Raw genomic sequence first — 17,117 nt, 5'->3', positions numbered from 1 at the left:
TGGAGACGGTCACACCGACGCCGACACAGCACGTCCCGCCACCGCACGGGGGGTGGCGGGACGTCGCGGCGGTGCTCAGGCGGTGATGGTGTCCAGGGCGATCTCGACCATCTGGCTGAAGGTCTGCTCCCGCTCCTGGGAGGTGGTCTTCTCGCCGGTCTTGATGTGATCGCTGACGGTCAGCAGGGTCAGCGCCCGCGCCTTGAACCGGGCCGCGATCGTGTACAGCGCCGCCGACTCCATCTCCACCGCCAGCACGCCGTACTCCGCGAGACTGTCGTAGAGGTCCGGCCGGTCGGTGTAGAAGGCGTCCGCCGCCAGGATCGGCCCGACCCGCATGGCGATGCCGCGCCGCTCGGCCACCTCGACGGAGGTACGCAGCAACCCGAAGTCGGCGACCGGGGCGTAGTCGATCAGCCCGTCGAAGCGCATCCGGTTCATGTTGGAGTCGGTGGACGACCCGATCGCCGCGATCACGTCGCGCAGCTGGAGATCCTCGGTGAGCGCGCCGCACGAGCCGACCCGGATCAGCGACTTCACGCCGTACTCGTTCACCAGTTCGTGAGCGTAGATCGACGCCGAGGGCATGCCCATCCCGGAGCCCTGCACGGAAACCTCGACGCCGTTCCAGCGTCCGGTGAAGCCCAGCATGCCCCGGACCGTCGAGTAGCAGTTCGCGCCCTCGAGGTAGGTCTCCGCGATCCACTTGGCCCGCAGGGGGTCACCCGGCATCAGGACCCGCTCGGCGATCTCGCCCGGCTTCGCGCCGATGTGCGTACTCATGGCGTTGATCCTGCCAGGCCGGGCTGGCCGGGACCGGTTCGGCGTCGGAACCTGTGGTCCTGTACCCTCGTCGGCGGTGGCGTGTCCGAGCGGCCTAAGGAGCACGCCTCGAAAGCGTGTGAGGGTTTACGCCCTCCGAGGGTTCAAATCCCTCCGCCACCGCTCTCAGCAACGAGAACGCCCGGTCGGTCCGTGAGGACCGGCCGGGCGTTCCGCTTTCTCCGACGCGCGTGCTTGCCGGTTTCCGCCCGTGCGGGTCGTCGTGTCTGACCGACCGGACATGGTTTTTGATCTACGTGTCCCTAGGATGTGGGAGCGACTACGGGGATGTGAGGATTTTCGATGCGGCGGAAGCTTGCCGGACTGAGTGTTGTGACGGTGTTGGCCGGGCTGGCGGTGAGTGTCCCGGCGCAGGCGGCGAGCGAGTTCCGGACCATCACCCGCGACGGTGTCTTGATGCAGTACCAGCGGGTGGCGAAGGCGGTCACCCCGATGAAGGGGACGGGCGCGACCCGGTCCGACTTCGACGGGGACGGGGTCGACGACATCGCGGCAACTTTCGAGGCCGGCGGCAACAGTGTGCTGCCCCACCACGCGTCCGGTGCGGTCGTGGTGCGTTATTCGTCCGCGCCGCACATCGACTATCTGACCGGCACGATGACGCTCTACCTTGCGTCCGGCTTCGGCAGCGATCTGGCGGCCGGTGACTTCAACGGTGACGGGTTCGACGATCTGGCGATCGGCGCCGAACTCGAGGTCGACCTGAGCAACAAGGCCCCCGGTGGGGCCGTCTGGATCATCCCGGGCAGCAGTAGCGGCCTGGTGGTCGACTCGACCCGGCGATTCACCCAGGGGTCACCGGGTGTGCCCGGCGCTTCGGAGGCCCACGACAGGTTCGGCTTGTCCCTGGCCACGGGCGACATCAACGGTGACGGGCGGGACGATCTGGCCGTCGGTGCCCCCGGAGAGTCGATCGGGAGTGTGGACGAGGCGGGTGCGGTCACCGTCCTCTACGGCGGGGTCGACGGCCTGACCGCCAGCGGCGTGCAGCAACTGCATCAGAACCAGGCCGCGGTGCCCGGCACGGCAGAACGTCGGGACCTCTTCGGGCGGTCTCTGGCCGTCGGGAAGGTCAACAACAACAAGTACGCCGACCTGGTCATCGGCGCGCCCAACGAGAACGACGGGTCGGGCGCGGCCGGCAGCGGGATGGTCACCCTGATGTGGGGATCGGCAAGCGGGGTGAAGCTCAGCGGCGCCACCTCGGTCACCGGTGCCGCGATCCACCACGCGACCGGCCATCGGTTGACCATTGCCTGGTATCTGGGCAGGTCACTCGCGGTCGGTGATGTCAACGGAGACGGCCTGGGCGAGGTTGTCGCCGGAGCACCGAGTGCCCAGGGCCCGGGCCCTCACATCAACGCCGGTCTGGTCGCGGTGTTCACCGGCCGTAGCACCGGTGGTCTCTCCGGCAGCGCCGTGAAGGTGTTCACGCAGGCCACGCCGGGCGTGCCGGGTAGCCAAGAGGACGAGGACCGGTTCGGCGAAACGCTCGCGGTGGGTGACGTGACCGGCGACGGCCGGGCCGACGTGCTGATCGGTGCGCCGGGCGAGGCGATCGGTACGAAGGCCGAGGCGGGCACGATCGCGTTGCTCAAGGGAAGCACGTCGGGGCTGACCGCCAGCGGCGCCCAGGGGTTCGACCAGGACCACTCGGTGGTTCCGGGTGCGGCGGAACGCAACGACCGGTTCGGCGCCTCGGTGGCGATCCTGAACCTCAACGGCACCGGCCCGCTGGACGCCGTGGTGGGATCGCCCGACGAGGAAGTGACCGGAGATTCGGTGGGGTACGGATCTGGGACGTTGTCCCGGTTCCACGGGGCTTCCGGCGGGCTCGTCCCGCAGTCGACGTCGTGGAGCGGGAGGTCGCTGAACACCGACCGCATATTCGTTGAGTGGTACGGCCGGGACCTGGTGCATCGGTAGCCGGTGGAGCCCCAGATGGTGAGGATGGCGATGCGGCGGAGAATTGCCGGAGTGTCGGCGCTGGCGGTGGCGGCCGGTTTGGCGGTGAGCGCCCCAGCGCAGGCGGCGGACGAGTTCCGGACCCTTGATCGAGAAGGCGTCACCCTTCAGTACCACCGGGTGGCGAAGACCACCACCGCGGTGACGGGAACGGGTGCCACCCGTTCGGACTTCGACGGTGACGGTGTCGACGACATCGCGGCCACGGGTGACCCGGGCGACTTCAACCTGCCGCACCATCCGACCGGCGTGGTGGTGGTGCGCTACTCGTCCGCGCCGCAGGTCGACTACTTCGCCGGGGTGCTTCCGCCCGACGGCGGCTGCGGGTGCTTTGGCCTGGCGCTGGTGGCCGGCGACTTCAACGGCGACGGCTACGACGATCTGGCGATCGGCGACATGGACGAGGTCGACCCGGGCAACAAGACCCGGGCCGGCGGGGTGTGGGTCATCCCGGGTAGCCGCACCGGCCTGGTGGTCGACTCGGTGCAGCACGTCAACCAGAGTTCCCCTGGGGTCCCGGGTGGGGCCGAGGAGTTCGACTCGTTCGGGTCGGCGCTCGCGGCCGGTGACATCAACGGCGACGGCCGCGACGACCTGGCGATCGGTGCGTTCCGGGAGGCGATCGGCAGCATCGAGGACGCGGGCGCGGTCACCGTCCTCTACGGCAGCGTTGGTGGCCTGACCACAGTCGGTGCGCAGCAGCTGCACCAGGACCAGGCAGCGGTGCCGGGTTCCGCCGAACGCCGGGACCACTTCGGCCGGACCCTCGCCATCGGACGGGTCAACAACAACAAGTACGCGGACCTGGTCATCGGTGCGCCGCAGGAGAACGACGGCCAGTCCTGGGACGGCACCGGCATGGTGACCCTGATGTGGGGTTCGGCCAGCGGGGTGAAGCTCAGCGGGGCCACCTCCGTCACCGGGGCGGCGGTATACCCGAAGACCGGCGACGAGAACACCGTCGCCTGGTATCTCGGCGAGACGCTGGCGATCGGCGACGTCAACGGCGACGGGCTCGGCGAGGTGATCGCAGGTGCGCCCGGCGCCCAGACGCCGGCCATCAATGCGGGCCTCATCGCCGTCTTCACCGGCCGCAGCGGCGGCCTGTCCCGCGACGCCGCGAAGATCATCAGCCAGCGTACGGCGGGAGTGCCGGGAAGCCCGGAGCAGGAGGACCGGTTCGGCGGGACGCTCGCGGTCGGTGACGTGACCGGCGACGGCCGGGCGGACGTGCTCGTGGGTGCGCCCGGTGAGGCGATCGGCACGAAGGCCGGGGCGGGTACCTTCGCATTGCTGAAGGGCTCCGCCTCCGGGCTGACCGGCACCGGTGCCCAGGGCTTCGACCAGGACCATTCGGTCGTCCCCGGTAGTGCGGAGCGCGGCGACGTGTTCGGTAGCTCGGTGGCGATTCTCAACCTCAACGGCACCGGCCCGCTGGACGCGGTCGTCGCGTCGAGTGGGGAGGAGGTCGCGGGCGACGTGGCCGGATACCCGTCGGGCACCATCTCGCGGTTCCACGGTTCATCGACCGGGTTGGTCGCGCAGGCCGGTTCGTGGAGCGGCCTGTCGCTGCGTACCGATCGGCTCTGGCCGCGACGGTACGGAATGCGGATCGCCGGCCCGCAGAGCGGCGGCTATCTCTACTGAGCGCACCCGCCCCCAGATCACAGACGAGCAGCACGAACAGCACGAACAGCAGAACGGGGTTTTTCATGCGGCGCAGAGTTGCCGGAGTGTCGGTAGTGGCGGTGGCGGCCAGCCTGGCGGTGGGTGTGCCGGCCGGGGCGGCGGCGGCCGAGGTCTTGTCGGTGACCCGGGAGGGGGTCACCCTTCAGGTGCACCGGGTGGCGAAGGCGGTCACCCCGGTCACGGGCAGCGGGCAGACCCGGTCCGACTTCGACGGTGACGGTGTCGACGACATCGCGGCCTCCGCCGATCCGTTCGAGTACACCGCGCCCGAGTCGCCGGCCGGCCTGGTCGTGGTGCGTTACTCGTCGGCACCGCACGTCGACTACTACGCGAGCTTGATCTCGGCGGGCGGCGAGTTGCGCTTCGGTGATGTTCTCGCCGCCGGGGACTTCAACGGGGACGGCTACGACGACCTGGCAATGGGTGACCTGGCCGAGTACGACCCCACCGCGAAGGTGCACGCCGGCGGAGTGTGGGTGGTCCCGGGCAGCAGTACCGGCCTGGCCATCGGGTCGGCGAAGCATTTCAACCAGAGTTCGTCGGGCGTACCGGGTGCCTCGGAGCAGGAAGACTGGTTCGGTTCGGCGCTGGCCGCCGGTGACCTCAACGGCGACGGCCGGGACGACCTGGCGATCGGGGCGTACGGCGAGTCGATCGGCACCATCAAGGAGGCCGGCGCGGTGACCGTGCTGTACGGCGGTGTCGGTGGCCTCAGCGGGACCGGTGCACAGCAGTTGCACCAGGACCAGGCGGCGGTGCCCGGCTCGGCCGAACGCGGTGACCACTTCGGGTGGACCCTGGCGATCGGAAAGGTCAACAGCAACAGCTACGCCGACCTGGTCATCGGCGCGCCGCAGGAGAACCAGAGCAGCTCGCCGACGGGCAGCGGCATGCTCACGCTGATGTGGGGTTCGGCGAGCGGGGTGAAGCTCAGCGGGGCCACGTCGATCACCGGGGCGGCGCTGCGCGCGGCGACCGGCCGCAGTGACAGCTATGTGTGGGATCTGGGCATGGCCCTCGCGATCGGCGATGTCAACGGCGACGGCTCGGGCGAGGTGATCGCCGGTGCGCCGTTCGCGCAGAGCCCGACCGGCAACGAGGGCATGGTCGCCGTCTTCCCGGGCAACTCGACCGGGCTCTCCAGCGGTTCGGTGAAGCTCTTCTCCCAGCGTACGGCCGGGGTGCCGGGGTCGCCGGAGGCCGGTGACCTGTTCGGCGCGGCGCTCGCGGTGGGTGATGTGACCGGCGACGGCCGGGCGGACGTGCTGGTGGGTGCGCCCGGTGAGGCGATCGGCACGAAGGCCGAGGCGGGCACCGTCGCGCTGTTGAAGGGTTCGGCCTCCGGGCTGACCGGCACCGGCGCGCAGGGCTTCGACCAGGACCACGCGGTCGTGCCGGGCGGCACGGAGCGGGCTGACCGGTTCGGTGGCGCGGTGGCGATCCTCAACCTCAACGGCACCGGCCCGCTGGACGCGGTGGTGACCTCACCCGGCGAAGAGGTCTCCGGCGACTCGGCCGGGTTCGGGTCCGGATCGGTCGCCCTGTTCCACGGCGGCTCCGGCGGCCTCGCCCCGCAGTCCACCTCGTGGAGCGGCCTGAGCATGCGTACCGACTTCGTCTGGCCCAAGTGGTACGGCCGTCGCCTCGCCACCCCCCAGTCCGGCGGCCTCTACTACTGAGCACCCGCGACGAGATCTTGGTACGGACGCGCCCCTCGGAGGGCAGGTTCGTACCAAGATCTCGTCAGCAGGGAGCGTGGCCCTCGATGAAGAGGCGATGGGCCCAGGTGGCGTAGCCGACGATGATCTTTTGCACCGTCTGGCCGTCGTGCAGGAACAGGTAGGCGCGGTCGCCGTCGCGGGCGAGCAGGCCGTCGAAGCGGTACGTCCCGTGTGGAGCGCGTAGCTCGCGTACGGTCGGATAGCTCGCCCGGACCTCGGCGACGGGTGAGCCGGCCGCGATGCCCTCCGGGGTGCGGACCGGATCGCCGGCCCAGAGCAGCACCAGCCGATCCTCGATGAAGATCGGGCTGATCTCGTCGTACCCGGCCAGCGTCGGGCCGCAGGCGTCGACGTCGGTACGCAGGATGCCGCGCCGGGTCAGCTCGCTCTCCGAGTCACCGAAGTCCACATCGGCCACTCCGTCGAGATCGACGACGCTCACCGACGCGACGGGCTCGCGGACGGCGATGCTGTCCGGTGGCATGGCTCCGCTACCCGATGCCGAGGCAGCCAGAAGCAGTGCGGCGATGAAGCCGAATTGTCGCAATTTCATCAGAATCCCCCAGTCCCCAACGTGACGGGGGCGCTGAGGTTATTGCCGAGCCTCCCATTCGTCGGCCAATTCGTCCCAGTAGTCGGCGCTGAGCCCTCGCCGCCCGTGCGCGAGCCACCCCTCGGTGCTCCGCTCGACGTGTAACCCCAGCTCAGCGAAGGGGTCGATCCACCGGCCCGGCTCCACGCCCAGCTCGACAAGCGCCGCGTTGATCGGCCACTCCGGGCGCGGCCCGTCGAGCGCCGCGTCGAAGCGCGGCCCCCAGGCGAGGCCGCCGCCCAGCCAGACCGCCGCGGCCTGGTGCCCGGCCCCACCGGCGAACTCCGCCTCGACGTACGCCAGCGGGCCGCGCACCGACCAGCGGGCCAGGACCTCGGTAAGCGCGGGGGAGAGGATCAGCTCGAACGGCTGCGCCGGGCCGGGCTCGTCGGTGCGGTAGTCCGGCGGGGTGCCGGTCAGCTCCAGCACGAGCTGCGGCGTGACCGGCAGCAGCGCGAAGTCCTGCCGCAGCTCGCCGAGCACGGCATGATCCAGCTCGCGGGTCTCCTCGCGCAGCAGCTCGGCGTCCGCGACGACCGCGCTGAGCTGGTAACTCACCCGGCGTCCACAACCTGTGGATAGAACATGTGTACGACGGTGGTCAGGTCTTGTCGACGGTGGCGACGAAGGCCCGCCAGGCGGCCGGGCTGAACACCAGCGCCGGGCCGGTCGGGTCCTTCGAGTCGCGTACGCCGACCACGTCGGGCAGGTTCCGGGCGACCTCGACGCAGTTGCCGCCGTTGCCGCTGCTGCGGCTGCTCTTCTGCCACCGGGCGCCGGACAGCTCCGGAGTGTCGTTCACTGCCATGACTGCGCCACCTCCCTGATCAGGTCGACCGACTGCCAGTGCGAGAGTGTCTCGCCGCGCACGTTCTCCCACGCGGCAAGTATCGCCGCGATCTCGGCCTGCTCGCTTACCACCTGCCCCTGCAACTGGTTGTCCAGGTAGCCGGCGATGCGGTGATCGGGCGCGGTCGCCAGCACGAACGGACCGTTGAGCCCAGCGTATTCGCCCACTGTGGACGGAACCACATGCACCCGGATGTGCGGCCGGGTCGACGCCTCGGCGAGTGACAGCAGTTGCTCGCGCATCACGGCCGGGCCGCCGACCGGCCGGCGCAGCACCGCCTCGTCAAGCACGGCGGTGAGCAGCGGCGGCTCCTCGCGGTGCAGGATCAATTGGCGGGACATCCGGTGGTCGACAAGCCGTGCGACCTCGCTGCGCGGGATCAGGCCACCGCCGGTGAGCACCGCGCGGGCGTACGCCTCGGTCTGGAGCAGGCCCGGCACCACCAGGGATTCGAATGATCGCAGCGTGGTCGCCTCGCGCTCGATCTCCTGCCAGGGGCGGAACCAGACCAGCGCCCGACGTCGCGAAATGTCCGGCCAAATGTCCGAGACATTCTTCTGGAGCGCATCTGCCGCCGTGAGCCGGTGCCGGGCATGCGGGATCCGATCTTCGAGCAGCCACCGGCTTACCGTCTTCGGGTCGACGCCGACGCGTTCCGCGAGCGACTCGATCGTGTGCCCGGTGTCCCGCAGCGCCACCCGCAGCGCGTCGTTCATGGCCGCCTCCCATCGGACGTCTCGAATATCCGCCGACCATACCCACACGCCATGTAGTTGTCTCGTTACCTGCGGCAAGTTGGGGTATCGATGGCGCGGCCGGTGGAGGTTCATCCCCCTTGACCCGGCGGTCGTGACATCCGGGGGCCGCCGCCGGGCGAGCAACCACGGCGGCCCCCATCCACCACTGCTCGGCGATGGTGCCGGGTGAGCGGGGTGCGGACCTCGCGGCGTGGGCCGGTGCCGAGCTTGCGGCGTCACCGTGCCGGCGCGGGGGGCGGTACCTGCGCCTGCGCCGCCTGTCGAGCTGAGAGCGCAGACGACTCAGCCCGCCCCGAGACGCGCGCCGGGTGACCTGTGCAGGCAGCTCGACCAGCCGGAGGGAGCGAGGTGACCAGTGCGGACAGTTCGAACAGCCGGACCGAGCGAGGTGACCCGTGCAGCATCGGTGCCGCCGTCCGCGCCGGGTGAGTGCGTCGGGTCGATCACGCCGGGGGAGCTTCTCGTGCTGACCCGCGCGGCGTCACCGCAGTTCGTCCGCCCGATCACGGTCCGGGTCATCCGGCATCGCACCGACCGGAGCACCTATGACGGCTGGACCTGGATCGAGTGCTACCAGCTCGACGCCCGGGGCGACGCGGTCGAGCGTCGCGAGCTGTTTCTGATGCCGGCCGGCCTGATCCGGAGCGGGAATCATCCTCCGCACCGGCGCGCCGGGTCGGGCCAGCCAGCCGGGGCGGCGCGCCGATGAGTCGCCGTCGCCCGGAACACGCACCGTCCCGCCCGACCTGGCGTTGCCGGGAGTGCGGTGCCGGGTGGCCGTGCGGTACGGCGAAGCTCCGGCTGCTGGGCGAATATCGGGAGGATCGGGCCGCGCTGCTGGTGCACCTCGCGACGCTGTACGCCCAGGCGAGCACGCAGCTCGGTAACACCACGTCGGCGGTCGGGCTGTTCGACCGCTTCGTGTCCTGGGCGCGTGGGCGCGGATGAGGAGGCTGTCCGCGTACCGTCGCGGGAGCCGGACCGGGACGGGCCCGGCGCGATCAGAGGCCGCTCCCGGTCGGAGCGGCCCCTGCCCCCGTTTGTCGCGCTCAGCCTGGGACGACGGTGGGCTGTGGCGGTTGCTCCGCCGGGCGGGCGGCGAGGGTCGCGGCGACGGCGACCACCAGCCCGGCGACGGTGAGCCCGAGCACCAGCCAGTGCGGGCCGAAGGGGTAGTACTCACCGGGTGTGAACGCACTGTGCACGGTCAGCGGAGAGCCTTCGTGGACGCTGCTGTCCCGGAACACCCGCATGACGTTGCCGTAGAGAGCGACCGCCGGTAGGGCCAGCACCATCAGGGCCCCACTCCAGAGCGCTGCGGCGGCGTGCCGGCGTCCGGGCGGCGTTGCCGTCATCCGGTACGCGACGGCCGCCGCGACCAGCCAACCGGCGAGCAGCCCGGCGGCGGTGCCGACGACGACAAGCGGCAGGAACACGGCGGTACGCTGCGGCATCGCGAGGAGCGAGACGTCGCTGCGGAGGGCGATGGAGCTGCTTTCTGCCGGGTTCCAGCCCATCACGATGATGCTCAGGTCGGCCGACTCGGCTGTGAAACGCGTGCCGTTCAACGGGACCTCGACGAAGGAGCCAGCCTCGTCGCGGGTGCCCGACATGCCGGTGACCGGGGTGAAGCCGGAAACCGACCAGCCGTCGGCGGTCAACCGCTGCCGTACCTGCTCGGCGTCCCAGACGCCGTCGACCCGACTGAACGAATGGGCCGCCTCGGCGGTCCACGGCGACGACGAGTAAAAGGAGTGAAGGGTCTCGTCCCCGCCGGCCTGCTGGGTGAGTCTGGCCATGCCGGCTTGGTCGGGCAGGTCGGCGAAGGTCTGGGCACCGAGCCAGGAGCCGGCGGCGGCACCGAAAGCGCCGACGACAAGTGCGGTGAGCAGCGCCGCGACCGCCATGAACGGGCGACCGGCGGGCAGCCGGAACCGTAGCCGCAGGCCGCTGCCGATCAGGTGCAGAGCCTCACTGGCCCGCGGACGGCGCTGGCCCGGCTCCGCCATCTCCAGCAGCGTGGTCACCACCTCGGTGCCGTGCCGCCGTCGGTGCCGACGCGGGTAGGCGAGCAGCAGCCTGCGGTAGCCACGCTCCAGCCGGTCATCGGCGGTCGGCCAGGCCGCGGTCATCCGGTCACCGTGCCGAAGGTGGGGGCGCTCGCCGGGCCGAAGCTGAGCGCACCGCCGAGGCGCCTGCCCAACTGGATCTCGGCGGCGGTGGCGTGCCGGCGCAGCCGCTCGACCTGCGCCTGCAACGCGGCGGCACCGGCGTCGCTGAGCCGGTAGTAGCGGCGTAGGCGGCCCTCGACGGCCTCCTCCCGGTCGACGGTGACCAGGCCCTGCTCGGCCAGCCGGTCCAGGGCGCCGTAGAGGGTGCCCGGCCGCAGCTTCACCTCGCCCGCCGACAACTCGTCGACCGACCGGATCACCCCGTAGCCGTGCAGCGGCTGCGCCGCCAGCGCGGTGAGGATCAGAAAGGTGGGTTCCTGCATGAGGACCATACTACGGTTGACGATATATACCGTCAACCGAGCATCATCGAGCGAAGTGGTTCGGTACGGCCTGGCGGCGGCGCGGCCTCGCTGCGGTGTGCCGGTGCGGCGAGCCGGGGACGGGGCGGTTCAGGCCGGCGACACCAAGAAGACGCCCTCCGGCACCGGTGCCGGAGGGCGTGACGGCCACGGGATTCCCCCAACGGGCAGGGGGTTCCGCGACGTGCTACTTCTTGAGGGCCACGTGGTCACCTGCGGCCGAGACGGACGCGACTGTGGCGTTCCCCGCGTACGAGAAGCGCCAGTAGCCGGCGGCCTTGGCGGTGGTGGTCGTCTTCAGGTAGCCCTTGGCGTCGGTGTAGACGGTTTTGACAGTGGTGTACGTGCTGCTGCCGGACTTGCGGAACTGGAGCTTGACCGGCTGCTTCGCGTACCCGACGAAGGTGCTGGCGGCGTCGGTGGTGGCCCGGGTCAGCCGGCCGGTGACGGTGAGCTTGCGGCCCTTGACCACCGGCTCCGGAGCGGCGTTCACGGTCAGCTTGGAAACCTTGTAGAGGGTCACGCTGTCCGCGCCCGAGGTTGAGCCGACGGAGGTGCTGCTGCCGGCGAACGACCACCGCCATGTACCCGAGGTGGTGGCCTTGACTGTCGTCTTCAGCGTGCCGTCGGAACCGGCGGTGACGGTCTTGACGGTGCTGTACGAGGTGGCACCGGCCTTCTTGAACTGGAGCCGGACCGGCTGGCTCGGATAGCCGACCACCACGTAGGTGCTGCCGTCGGCCGTGAGGTGGTTCCAGTTGGGCTGGGTGAGCCGGCCTGAGACGGTGAGGGTGCCGTTCTTGCGGACCGGCTCGGGCGTCGCATTCGCCGTTGCCAGCCAGGTCTGCTTCAGCAGTGGAACACTGTCCGCCGCCGCACTTATCAGGTTGTCGTAACGCCCACCGTCGAGCGCGTAGCCGTGGATCGACAGGTGGACGGGGCGGCCCGCCGACGCGTTGTCCATGTGGTACTGACGAACCATCGCGGTTCCGGTGCAGATCTGCGTGGTGGCGGTGGCTGTCACGCAGTTCATCTCGTAGCCGGGCGTGCCCTCCAGGAAGACGAAGAAGTAGCCGCCGCCGATGGTGCGCAGCCTCGCGCTGATTCGTACGACTCCACCGGAGTCGTCGTAGATTTCCGTCCGCACCGGCACCTCGACCAGTCCGGTGGTGCCCATGACGATCGGCTTGCCGTTGTTGATGGTGGTGCTCAGGATCTTGGTGTCGTGGTAGCTCGGTTCGGCATGGGCTGGCGGTGCCAGCAGCAGGCCACCCGCGACGGCTCCTGTCAGGATCAACCCGACATGACGGAAGGGCGTCAAGAAGTCCCCCATGGCTCAGGACCGCGTCTGCGACGCGGTGGCCGCATCGTGCCACACCGAACAGCCATGATCAAGAAGTCGGCAGGGGGTCTGGCGGCGGTTTCGCGGGCGGTGGGTGGCGGCGGGTGGGCGTCAGCCAGGATTCTGGTGGTGCTCGCCCGGGTGCTGACCACGAGAAAGGCCCCGACCTGGAATCGGTCGGGGCCTTACATCTACCTGCTCAGGTGAGCGGAGGATACGAGATTCGAACTCGTGAGGGTGTTAACCCAACACGCTTTCCAAGCGTGCGCCCTAGGCCTCTAGGCGAATCCTCCGCGAGCCAGGATACAGGTCCGTGCCGAGCCTCCCACCCCACCACCCCCTGAAGATCCACGGTCGGTCGGGTAGGCTGGTCCTACCTCCCGTGCGGCGGTATCTCGTGAACCTCCCCAGGGCCGGAAGGCAGCAAGGATAAGCGAGCTCTGCCGGGTGCACGGGAGGCCTTTCTGTCTCTGGCACTCCCCGGCGTTCCCCGATTGCGGCATCTGGGGGCTTCCCGGCCGCCGGAGGCCGCGAAATGCCGCAACCGGAGTGGATCACCCACCCGTGCGAGCCATCGCAGCGAGAGTGGATCATCCAGCGGTGTGGCCTGCCGGACCGGCCGGGGCGACCCGGCGGGGTGGGTGGTCAGGCGGGCGGGGGCGGCGCAGAATGGCTCGGTCGAGAGGAGGCGGGACGCCGTGGCACTGGCGCTCTACCGCAAGTACCGGCCGCGTACCTTCGCCGAGGTCATCGGGCAGGAGCACGTCACCGAGCCGTTGTCGCAGGCGCTGCGCAGCGGCCGGCTCAACCACGCGTACCTCTTCTCCGGCCCGCGCGGCTGCGGCAAGACCTCCAGCGCCCGCATCCTGGCCCGCTCGCTCAACTGCGAGCACGGGCCCACCCCGGAGCCCTGCGGCACCTGCGACTCCTGTCGCTCGCTGGCCGGTGACGGGGCCGGCTCGATCGACGTCATCGAGATCGACGCGGCCAGCCACGGTGGCGTGGACGACGCCCGTGAGCTGCGGGAGAAGGCATTCTTCGCGCCGGCCAACAGCCGCTTCAAGATCTATGTCATCGACGAGGCGCACATGGTCTCGTCGGCCGGCTTCAACGCCCTGCTCAAGCTGGTCGAGGAGCCGCCGGAGTACGTCAAGTTCATCTTCGCCACCACCGAGCCGGAGAAGGTCCTCGGCACCATCAAGTCGCGGACCCACCACTACCCGTTCCGGCTGATCCCGCCGAAGGTGCTCCGGCCCTATCTTGAGCAGCTCTGCGAGGCCGAGGGGGTGCAGGTCGAGCCGGCGGTGTTCCCGCTCGTGGTGCGCGCCGGTGGCGGCAGCGCCCGGGACAGTCTCTCCGTACTCGACCAGCTCATCGCCGGTGCCGGTCCCGACGGGGTGAGCTACGCCCGGGCCGCCGCGCTGCTCGGGGTGACCGACGCGGCGCTGATCGACGAGATGTGCGACGCCCTCGCCGCCGGGGACGGTGCCGCCGCGTACGCCACCGTCGACCGGGTCGCCGAGGCCGGGCACGACCCGCGCCGGTTCGCTTCCGACCTGCTGGAACGGCTCCGCGATCTGATCGTGCTCCAGCAGGTGCCCGACGCGGTGGCCAAGGGCCTCATCGACGGGCCGGACGACCAGATCGAGCGGATGGCCGCCCAGGCCCAGCAGCTCGGGCCGGGCACCCTGTCCCGCTGCGCCGACATCGTGCACGACGGCCTGGTGGAGATGCGCGGCACCACCGCGCCCCGGCTGCTGCTCGAACTGATCTGCGCCCGGATGCTGCTGCCCGGCGTCGACGACTCCACCGGCGGCCTGCTCCAACGCGTCGAGCGGATGGAGCGCCGGCTCACCCTCGCCGGCACCGACGCGCCGCAGCCCGCCACCAACCCCCCGGCGGTACGCACCCAGCCTCCCGCCGTGCCCGCGGCTGCCGCCGCGAACCGGGCCGGGACCGGCGCTGCCGCGCCGGCTACCGCCACTTCGCCAGCACCCGGTGCGGGCGCCGCCCCGGCTGCCGGCCACGACGGCGCGTCCCCGTCGGCAGATCGCGGCGACGGCCACCCCCACTCGTTCCGTGCCGACGTGGCGACCGGTCATCGCGACGGGTCGCCGTCGGCCGCTTCCGGCGGCGCGGCTCGGAACGCCGGTCGGGGCGGCACGAACCCGGCAGCCGGTCGTGACGGAATGCCCTCGACCGCCGGTCGTGACGGGGCGACCGAGAGCGCCGGTCGTGACGGAGTGACCTCGACCGCCGGTCCTGGGGCGGGCGGTGCCGCAGCGGGTGGCGGAGCCGACGGTCACCGCGCCGGCACGAACGGGACCGCCGCCGGTCCGGCCGGCGGACCCGGTGACGGCCGTCCGGCGCGGCCCGATGGCACCCAGGACGGTGTGCCGAACGGCGCGGCCACGCCCCGGCGACCCGTGCCGGCGTCGGCCGTCATGCCCGATCCGGCGACCCCGGAGCCGCCCCGCCCCGGCGCGGTGAGCCCCGGCGTGCTGGACGCGGTCGCGGTGCGCCGGGTCTGGCCGGAGGTGGTCGGCAAGGTCAACCGGAGCAACAAGCGGATCGCCGCGCTGATGCGCGACGCGGTCGTCCGTGACCTCGACGGGGACACCCTCGTGCTGACCGTGAAGTCGGCGGTGCTGGCCCGGATGATGTCCGACCACGCGCAGGTGCTCACCGACGCGCTCTACGAGGAGTTGGGCGGGCGCTGGCAGATCCGCTGCGAGGTGGCCGGCGAACGGGGCGGGGCGTCGCCTGGTCCGCACCGCAGCCCGTCCGCTCCCGGCCCGACCCCGACGCCGGTCGACGCCAGTCCGCAGGTGCCGGCGGGCCGGGCCGACCAAGGCCGCTCCGGCGGCGCTCAGCGGTCGGATGATTCGGCTGCCACCACGGCTGAGGACGGCGACGACGACTGGCCCGAGCCGGCCCGCCCAGGTGGCAGCGCCCCGTCCGCTGCCGACGACGACTGGCCGGAGGCGGCACGTCCCGGCGGTGGGTCAGGCGATGCGTCGGGCGACCCTCGGGCGGTCACCTCGCACACCTCGGCGAGCCCGGCTGCGTCGGGCGGCGGCTCTAGCCGTGGCGCGGGTGACGGCTCACCGGTCGCCGGCTCGGACGGCGCGGGGACGCATGCCACCGGGACGACCGGCGGGCCGGACGGGGCGCGGACCTCTGTCGACCCGGGCCGAACCGGCGCGAGCGGGGTGCCGGGTACCGCGCGGGCGACCGTCGGATCGGCTGGAGCGGCGACGACCGCCGGTTCGGGTGGGGCTCGGGCGAACGGTGGGCCGGGTGGCCATGGGCCCGGTGCCGCGCCGCGCCAGGCGGCAGCGCCCACCGGCAGTGGCAGCTCCGGTGGTGCCCCGGTGAGCAGCGCGATCGCGGCGGCCCGGGCGGCAGCGGCCGGGCGGGGGACGCGTACCACCAAGGGAGCCCGGCAGACGGCGGACGTGGAGTTCGCCGGCGAGCCGCCGTACGACCCGGATTTCGACGGCCCGCTGCGCGGTGGCGCGGGTCGTCCCGGCGCTGCTCAATCGCCCGCCACCCCCGCCTACGAGGGCTTCGACCCGGGCGACGAGCCCCTCGACGAGATCGTCGACGAGAAGACCGCCCGCGAGTCGAGCGAGGAACAGGCCGTACGCCTGCTCCGCGACGCCTTCGGCACCGTCGAAAAAATCAACGACTAACCCCGCCCCCATCCCCGTCCCCCGCGATCTTGCACTTTTCGCCTCCGCAAAGGTGTGCAAAACCGGCATAACGGCGACCAAAAGTGCAAGATCGACGGGGTGGTTGGCGGCGTGGGGTGCGGCGCGTGGGGTGGTCGGTGGGTGGGGTTAGGGTGGGCGGCGGTGGAAATGGCGAGTCGAGGGAGTCATCGTGCGGCCTGGTGGACAGCCGAACATGCAGCAGATGCTGAAGCAGGCGCAGAAGATGCAGCAGCAGATCGCCAAGGCGCAGGCTGAGCTGGCCGAGGCCGAGGTGACCGGCACCGCCGGCGGTGGCCTGGTGACCGCTGTCGTCGCCGGCTCCGGCGAGGTCAAGAGCATCAAGATCGACCCGAAGGCCGTCGACCCGGACGACGTGGAGACCCTTGAGGATCTCGTCGTCGCCGCACTGCACAACGCCAGCGAGGCGGCCCGCGAGCTGACCGAGCAGAAGATGGGCCCGGTCGCGGGCGGGATGGGCGGCCTCGGCCTGCCCGGGTTCTGAGCCCGCAGATGTACGAGGGCGCGATCCAGGATCTGATCGACGAGCTGGGCCGGCTGCCGGGCGTGGGGCCCAAGAGTGCCCAGCGGATCGCCTTCCACGTGCTGTCCGCCGACCCGGCGGACGTCAACCGGCTGGCCGGCGCGCTGCGCAAGGTCAAGGAGCTGGTGCGGTTCTGCACCAGTTGCTACAACGTGGCCGAGTCCGACACGTGCCGGATCTGCCGCGACCCGCGCCGCACCGACGAGGTGATCTGCGTGGTCGAGGAGCCGAAGGACGTGGTGGCGATCGAGCGGACGGGTGAGTTCCGCGGCCGGTACCACGTGCTCGGCGGGGCGATCAATCCGCTGGAGGGCATCGGGCCGGACAGCCTGCGCATCCGCGAGCTGATGACCCGTCTCGGCGGCGGTGAGGTGCGGGAGTTGATCCTGGCCACCGACCCGAACACCGAGGGCGAGGCGACCGCCACCTATCTCGCGCTGATGGTGAAGCCGATGGGGATCGCGGTGACCCGGCTGGCCAGCGGGCTGCCGGTCGGCGGCGACCTGGAGTACGCCGACGAGATCACCCTGGGCCGGGCGTTCGAGGGCCGTCGCGCCGTCTGACGGG

Annotated in this window: 16 protein-coding genes, 2 tRNA genes and 1 other RNA gene; 10 read left to right on the top strand and 9 right to left on the bottom strand. The window is 71.1% G+C overall.

The genetic code is table 11. The annotated features are described in order from the left end of the window. Window positions 1-75: 75 nt before the first annotated feature. A complete protein-coding gene (gene deoD / locus V5O40_RS06000; protein WP_164450015.1) occupies window positions 76-783 on the bottom strand; it encodes a purine-nucleoside phosphorylase in 708 nt (235 codons plus the stop codon). A gap of 75 nt (window positions 784-858) precedes the next feature. Here deoD and V5O40_RS05995 point away from each other — a divergent pair. The 4 genes from V5O40_RS05995 to V5O40_RS05980 all read left to right on the top strand — a co-directional run bounded on the left by V5O40_RS05995 (window position 859) and on the right by V5O40_RS05980 (window position 6,176). Then, window positions 859-945, top strand: a tRNA-Ser gene (locus V5O40_RS05995). 180 nt (window positions 946-1,125) lie between these two features. Further along, a complete protein-coding gene (locus V5O40_RS05990) occupies window positions 1,126-2,769 on the top strand; it encodes an FG-GAP and VCBS repeat-containing protein (RefSeq protein WP_332904523.1) in 1,644 nt (547 codons plus the stop codon). 30 nt (window positions 2,770-2,799) lie between these two features. Next, entirely contained in the window at window positions 2,800-4,455 is a 1,656-nt protein-coding gene (locus tag V5O40_RS05985; RefSeq protein WP_332904522.1) for a hypothetical protein, read from the top strand. A gap of 86 nt (window positions 4,456-4,541) precedes the next feature. Further along, a complete protein-coding gene (locus tag V5O40_RS05980) occupies window positions 4,542-6,176 on the top strand; it encodes a hypothetical protein (RefSeq protein ID WP_332904521.1) in 1,635 nt (544 codons plus the stop codon). 64 nt (window positions 6,177-6,240) lie between these two features. Here V5O40_RS05980 and V5O40_RS05975 read toward each other — a convergent pair whose 3' ends face one another. Genes V5O40_RS05975 through V5O40_RS05960 form a run of 4 tightly spaced genes read right to left on the bottom strand, consistent with a single transcriptional unit; the run spans window position 6,241 to window position 8,376 of the window. Continuing rightward, a complete protein-coding gene (locus V5O40_RS05975) occupies window positions 6,241-6,771 on the bottom strand; it encodes a hypothetical protein (protein ID WP_332904520.1) in 531 nt (176 codons plus the stop codon). Window positions 6,772-6,810: 39 nt separating this feature from the next. Further along, window positions 6,811-7,368, bottom strand: coding sequence for a hypothetical protein (locus tag V5O40_RS05970; protein WP_332904519.1), 558 nt, complete (start codon window positions 7,366-7,368; stop codon window positions 6,811-6,813). 43 nt (window positions 7,369-7,411) lie between these two features. Continuing rightward, window positions 7,412-7,618 (bottom strand): DUF397 domain-containing protein, encoded by a 207-nt coding sequence (locus V5O40_RS05965; RefSeq protein ID WP_332904518.1) that lies wholly within the window; start codon window positions 7,616-7,618, stop codon window positions 7,412-7,414. Continuing rightward, window positions 7,609-8,376 carry a helix-turn-helix domain-containing protein gene (locus V5O40_RS05960; RefSeq protein WP_332904517.1) on the bottom strand — a complete coding sequence of 256 codons (768 nt, stop codon included), beginning with the start codon at window positions 8,374-8,376 and terminating at the stop codon, window positions 7,609-7,611. Before V5O40_RS05960 ends, V5O40_RS05965 begins: the two co-directional genes overlap by 10 nt. Window positions 8,377-8,806: 430 nt before the next feature. Between V5O40_RS05960 and V5O40_RS05955 the strand changes: the two genes are divergently transcribed. Next, complete coding sequence (locus V5O40_RS05955; RefSeq protein ID WP_332904516.1) at window positions 8,807-9,127, top strand: hypothetical protein; 321 nt, start codon at window positions 8,807-8,809, stop codon at window positions 9,125-9,127. Then, on the top strand, window positions 9,124-9,366 hold the full coding sequence (locus tag V5O40_RS05950; RefSeq protein ID WP_332904515.1) for a flavin reductase: 243 nt from the start codon (window positions 9,124-9,126) through the stop codon (window positions 9,364-9,366). Before V5O40_RS05955 ends, V5O40_RS05950 begins: the two co-directional genes overlap by 4 nt. Before the next feature lie 101 nt (window positions 9,367-9,467). Here the strand turns inward: V5O40_RS05950 and V5O40_RS05945 are convergent, their stop codons facing one another. The 4 genes from V5O40_RS05945 to V5O40_RS05930 form a co-directional block, all read right to left on the bottom strand. Next, window positions 9,468-10,550, bottom strand: a complete 1,083-nt coding sequence (locus V5O40_RS05945; protein ID WP_332904514.1) for a hypothetical protein — start codon at window positions 10,548-10,550, stop codon at window positions 9,468-9,470. Next, window positions 10,547-10,912, bottom strand: coding sequence for a PadR family transcriptional regulator (locus V5O40_RS05940; protein WP_332904513.1), 366 nt, complete (start codon window positions 10,910-10,912; stop codon window positions 10,547-10,549). Before V5O40_RS05940 ends, V5O40_RS05945 begins: the two co-directional genes overlap by 4 nt. 226 nt (window positions 10,913-11,138) lie before the next feature. Continuing rightward, window positions 11,139-12,284, bottom strand: a complete 1,146-nt coding sequence (locus tag V5O40_RS05935) for a hypothetical protein (RefSeq protein WP_332904512.1) — start codon at window positions 12,282-12,284, stop codon at window positions 11,139-11,141. A gap of 217 nt (window positions 12,285-12,501) precedes the next feature. Next, a tRNA-Ser gene (locus tag V5O40_RS05930) sits at window positions 12,502-12,586 on the bottom strand. Window positions 12,587-12,667: 81 nt separating this feature from the next. Between V5O40_RS05930 and ffs the strand changes: the two genes are divergently transcribed. From ffs to recR, 4 genes are all read left to right on the top strand, one after another. After that, window positions 12,668-12,757: signal recognition particle sRNA small type (ffs, locus tag V5O40_RS05925), an RNA gene on the top strand. A gap of 234 nt (window positions 12,758-12,991) precedes the next feature. Beyond that, window positions 12,992-15,988 carry a DNA polymerase III subunit gamma and tau gene (locus tag V5O40_RS05920; RefSeq protein WP_332904511.1) on the top strand — a complete coding sequence of 999 codons (2,997 nt, stop codon included), beginning with the start codon at window positions 12,992-12,994 and terminating at the stop codon, window positions 15,986-15,988. Window positions 15,989-16,202: 214 nt separating this feature from the next. After that, window positions 16,203-16,511 carry a YbaB/EbfC family nucleoid-associated protein gene (locus V5O40_RS05915; protein ID WP_269738761.1) on the top strand — a complete coding sequence of 103 codons (309 nt, stop codon included), beginning with the start codon at window positions 16,203-16,205 and terminating at the stop codon, window positions 16,509-16,511. A gap of 8 nt (window positions 16,512-16,519) precedes the next feature. Then, on the top strand, window positions 16,520-17,113 hold the full coding sequence (recR, locus tag V5O40_RS05910; protein ID WP_332904510.1) for a recombination mediator RecR: 594 nt from the start codon (window positions 16,520-16,522) through the stop codon (window positions 17,111-17,113). The last annotated feature ends 4 nt before the right edge of the window (window positions 17,114-17,117 follow it).

It is taken from the genome of Micromonospora palythoicola (assembly GCF_036689795.1).
GTDB lineage: Bacteria > Actinomycetota > Actinomycetes > Mycobacteriales > Micromonosporaceae > Micromonospora > Micromonospora palythoicola.
Note: the sequence above shows the minus strand (reverse complement) of the source record. Positions and strands in the feature narration are given on the sequence as shown.